We start from the raw sequence: 3,892 nt of genomic DNA on the forward strand, positions 1-3,892 counted from the left end.
CGGTGATGTCATCTCTTACTCCTTCGTTGCGGTCGGATGATCGGTGACTCCACGATCGGTGACTTCGACGACGGGCGGCTCGGGCCTCAGGGCCCGTGTTCGACCGGCCGGTGGAACGGTCCGTCTCTCGACCTCTTGTGGCGTGGCGGGCTCCACGCGATCGAGGGGCGCTTCGCCAGCAGGGCGGTGGTCCATCGGTCTCCCGGGCTAGGCGCTGCCGAGGGAGTAGTTGCCGACGCGGCGCCCGGCCTCCTCAGCGGTGAGCCCGACCAGGTCGAGCATCTCGTCGACGCGCGACCGGGGCAGCCCGATCGTCATGGCTGCGAGGGACAGCACCTCGCGCCCGGTACGGCCGGGATGCTGGGCCGAGGCGTCGAGCAGCACGCCCACATGCCGGCCGGGATTGCGCAGGTCTGCGTACGGGACTCCCAGCACGGTGCAGGAGCCGCTGCTGGGCGGGGTGTAGGTGGTCATGGTTGTGGTCTCCTTTCTCGCCGCCAGGCGACGTCATGACGGGGGCGCTAAGCCGACGCACCCCGAAGCGGCGGTATCCGGAACCCACAGTGGGGTTCCGGAGAGCGCCGCCCGTGTGTGCGACTACTTGACCTCGGAGCGGCGCAGGGACAGCAGTCCGATGACGAGGGGAAGGACGATCCAGATCATCGTGGTCGAGCCGAGCATCGCCCACTCCTTGACAGTGTTCGTGGCGCCATCGAGGAGCGCCACCTGCGTGTGGTGCCAGTCGATCCACGGCTGCAGGTCCTCGAACCACGAACGCACCTGAGCCAGGAGCGCGAGGATGCCCGGCATGACCAGTGAAGCGACGAAGTAGCCCACGATCGCGGCCGCGGAGTTGCGCAGCACGACACCGAGGGCGAAGCCGAAGGCCATGCCAACCAGGTTGTAGAGCATCATCTGGAGTGCCATGGACAACGAAATGTCCCACGCGGTGTCGACGCCTGCGAGCGCGGACCCGGCCACGTTGCCGAGGGCGCCGACCGCGAAGGCGACGGAGACGGCGCCGAGGCCCACCAGGAGGGTCGCGATCGCCTTGGCGCCGATCACGCGGCCGCGGCTCGGCACCAGCGTGAAGGTCGTGAGCCCACTTCGCTGGCTCCACTCACCTGTGACGGCCAGGATCGCGATGATCGGCAAGATCACCGACATCGGGAACCCGCTCGCCCTCACGAAGTTCTGGTAGGTGACGTCGCTGTTGAGGCCGAGGACGAGGAGCGACCCGGCCGAGATGGGCGACAGGACGCCGATGCTGATGAGCATCCAGAATCCCGAGCGGGTGTTGAACATCTTGCGCAGCTCGACCTTGACGAGTCGGGTGGTCGGGATGGGCTGGGCGGTCCGTCGGGCCGGCTCGGCCTCGATGGTGTCGGGAGGGACGATCGTGGCGGTCATGCCGCAACTCCTTCGCGTTGGGTGTCGGCAGTGAGGGACAGGAACATGTCTTCGAGCCCGGTGCCCTCGGCGGACCGGAGCTCGGTGAGGGCGATGCCAGCTGTCAGGGCCACCGCCCCGACCCGAGCAGGGTCGGCGTCCGTGCGTACCGAGCCGTCCCCTGCGAGCGTGCTGGGGATCCCGGCCCGTTCGAGGGCGTGCGCGAGGTCGCGCGGTGACGTCGACCGGACGAGCGTCCCCGCTGCGGCCAGCAGCTCTTCCTTGCTGCCGGACGCGACGATCTTGCCGTTCCCGATCACGACCAGGTCGTCGGCGATGACCTCGATCTCGTGGAGCAGGTGCGAGGACAACAGGACGGTGCCGCCCTGGCTGGCAAAGCCCGTCAGCAGGTCGCGCATCCACCGGATCCCGGCAGGGTCGAGCCCGTTGGCTGGTTCGTCGAGGATCAGTACCCGGGGGTCCCCGAGCAGTGCGGTGCCGATGCCCAGTCGCTGACGCATGCCGAGGGAGTAGTTGCGCACCCGGCGCTTGGCCTCCGAAGGTGTCAGGCTGACGAGCTCGAGCATCTCGTCGACGCGGCGGCGGGGCAGACCCATGGTGTCAGCGGCGATCGTGAGGATCTCGCGTCCGGTGCGGCCTGCGTGCTGGGCAGAGGCGTCCAGGAGGACGCCCACCTCGAGGCCGGGGTTGGGGAGGTCGGCGAACTGTTCTCCGTTGATAGTCGCGGTGCCGGACGTCGGGACGGTCAGACCGACCATGACGCGCATCGTGGTCGACTTGCCGGCGCCGTTCGGGCCGAGGAAGCCGGTGACTGTCCCCGGGCGTACGGAGAAGGAGATGGAGTCGACGGCCGTGTAGCGGCCGTACCGCTTGGTGAGCTGGTCTACGAGGATCATGTGTCGAGCCTGCGGGGCAGCCCGGCCGTCGCGCATCGGTCACCGGTCGGTCCCGGCTCGACCGAGGTCGATTCCTGGCACCGACTTTGGTCGGTTGTGTGCCTGCACCGTCCCGATCTACGCTCGAACGGTGAGCACCGCCGAACGCGCCGGCCGGCGGTTGACCCCTGGGCAGACGTCCTGGCTGAGCACTGTGTTCGCGGTCGTGATCGGGGGCTTGCTCTGGCTGTCGGTCGCGGGCGACCAGTGGCAGTCGGCCCGGACGCTGTTCTGGGGCGATCTGGCGCTCGGCGTCGCGTCCCTGGCCGCGATGCAGTGCCGCCGCCGCTGGCCGCTCGCCGTCACCGTCCTGACCGTCGCGGCCACCGCCGTGTCAGTGAGCGCGATCGGCCCGTGGATCGTCTGCCAGGTGTCGCTGTCCGCCCGCCGGCGATGGCGCGAGATCCTGCCCACGGCCGCGCTGTCCGTCCTGGCAGGGCAGGCCTCGTTGGCCGTCCAGCCGAACCGGACCATGTCGTGGTACGTGAACCTGCTCTTCTGCGTCCTGGCGGCCGGCGTCGTCGTCGCCATCGGCATGTACCTCGGCGCGCGCCGGGACCTGATCGCCTCCCTGCACGATCGAGCAGAACGGGCCGAACGCGAACAGGCGCTGCAGGTGTCCACTGCTCGGGCGGGCGAGCGGACACGCATCGCCCGCGAGATGCACGACGTGCTGGCACACCGGATGTCGCTGGTCGCCGTCCATGCCGGGGCGCTCGCCTACCGGACCGACCTCAGCGCCGCCGAGACGCGAGAGACCGCCGCGATCATCCAGGCGAATTCTCAACGCGCCCTCGCCGACCTCCGGGAGATCCTCGGTCTGCTCCGGGACACCGAGCGCGGCATCGACGTCACCCACCACCGGCCACAACCCACACTCAGTGACTTGGACTCGTTGCTCGACGACGAACGCGCGGCGGGCGCTCACGTCACGCTGCGTGCGGACCTGGAGGACCTCGACGCCCTCCCGGAGTCGATCGGCCGCAGCGCCTTCCGCATCATCCAGGAGGGCCTGACCAACGCCCGCAAGCACGCGCCCCACGCCATGGTCACCGTCGAGCTGACGGGCCACCCCGGGAACGGACTGAACCTGTCGGTGCGGAACCCGGTACGGGTCGGTCGGGAGCTCAACGGCAAGGACGGCGCCGGCTTCGGCCTCGTCGGGCTCGCCGAACGGGCCGCCGCCAGTCATGGCCGCTTCGAGCACGGCCTGACCCGCAACGGCGATTTCGTCCTGCGGGCCTGGCTGCCGTGGGAACGATGAGCGGCGAGCCCATCCGGGTCGTACTCGTCGACGACGACCCGCTGGTACGGGCGGGGCTGAGCCTGATGCTGCGAGGGGCGCCGCAGCTCGAGATCGTGGGCGAGGCGAGCGACGGCGTCCAAGCTCTCGAGGTGATCGCGCGAACCCGCCCGGACGTCGTGCTGATGGACATCCGGATGCCCAGGTTGGACGGCCTGGCGGCCACCCAACGGCTCTCCGAACAGCCCGACGCGCCCGCGGTCATCGTTCTCACCACCTTCGACGCCGACGAGTACGTGGTCCG

5 protein-coding genes are annotated in these 3,892 nt (G+C 69.6%); 2 read left to right on the forward strand and 3 right to left on the reverse strand.

The features are described from left to right. Window positions 1-207 precede the first annotated feature (207 nt). The 3 genes from VH112_05415 to VH112_05425 all read right to left on the reverse strand — a co-directional run bounded on the left by VH112_05415 (window position 208) and on the right by VH112_05425 (window position 2,306). Window positions 208-474: a hypothetical protein gene (locus VH112_05415; protein ID HEX4539666.1), complete on the reverse strand. Its 267-nt coding sequence runs from the start codon at window positions 472-474 to the stop codon at window positions 208-210. A gap of 123 nt (window positions 475-597) precedes the next feature. Next, window positions 598-1,410 (reverse strand): ABC transporter permease subunit, encoded by an 813-nt coding sequence (locus VH112_05420; GenBank protein HEX4539667.1) that lies wholly within the window; start codon window positions 1,408-1,410, stop codon window positions 598-600. Next, the gene (locus tag VH112_05425) at window positions 1,407-2,306 is read right to left on the reverse strand and encodes an ATP-binding cassette domain-containing protein (GenBank protein HEX4539668.1); all 900 of its coding nucleotides are present in this window, start codon (window positions 2,304-2,306) and stop codon (window positions 1,407-1,409) included. Before VH112_05425 ends, VH112_05420 begins: the two co-directional genes overlap by 4 nt. A 130-nt stretch (window positions 2,307-2,436) precedes the next feature. Here VH112_05425 and VH112_05430 point away from each other — a divergent pair, with 130 nt between their 5' ends. Together VH112_05430 and VH112_05435 are read left to right on the forward strand one after the other, a co-directional pair. Then, on the forward strand, window positions 2,437-3,609 hold the full coding sequence (locus tag VH112_05430; protein HEX4539669.1) for a histidine kinase: 1,173 nt from the start codon (window positions 2,437-2,439) through the stop codon (window positions 3,607-3,609). Further along, on the forward strand, window positions 3,606-3,892 hold a 287-nt coding region (locus VH112_05435; GenBank protein ID HEX4539670.1), incomplete at its 3' end, for a response regulator transcription factor. The genes VH112_05430 and VH112_05435, both read left to right, overlap by 4 nt.

It is taken from the genome of Acidimicrobiales bacterium, assembly GCA_036270875.1.
Lineage (GTDB): Bacteria > Actinomycetota > Acidimicrobiia > Acidimicrobiales > AC-9 > AC-9.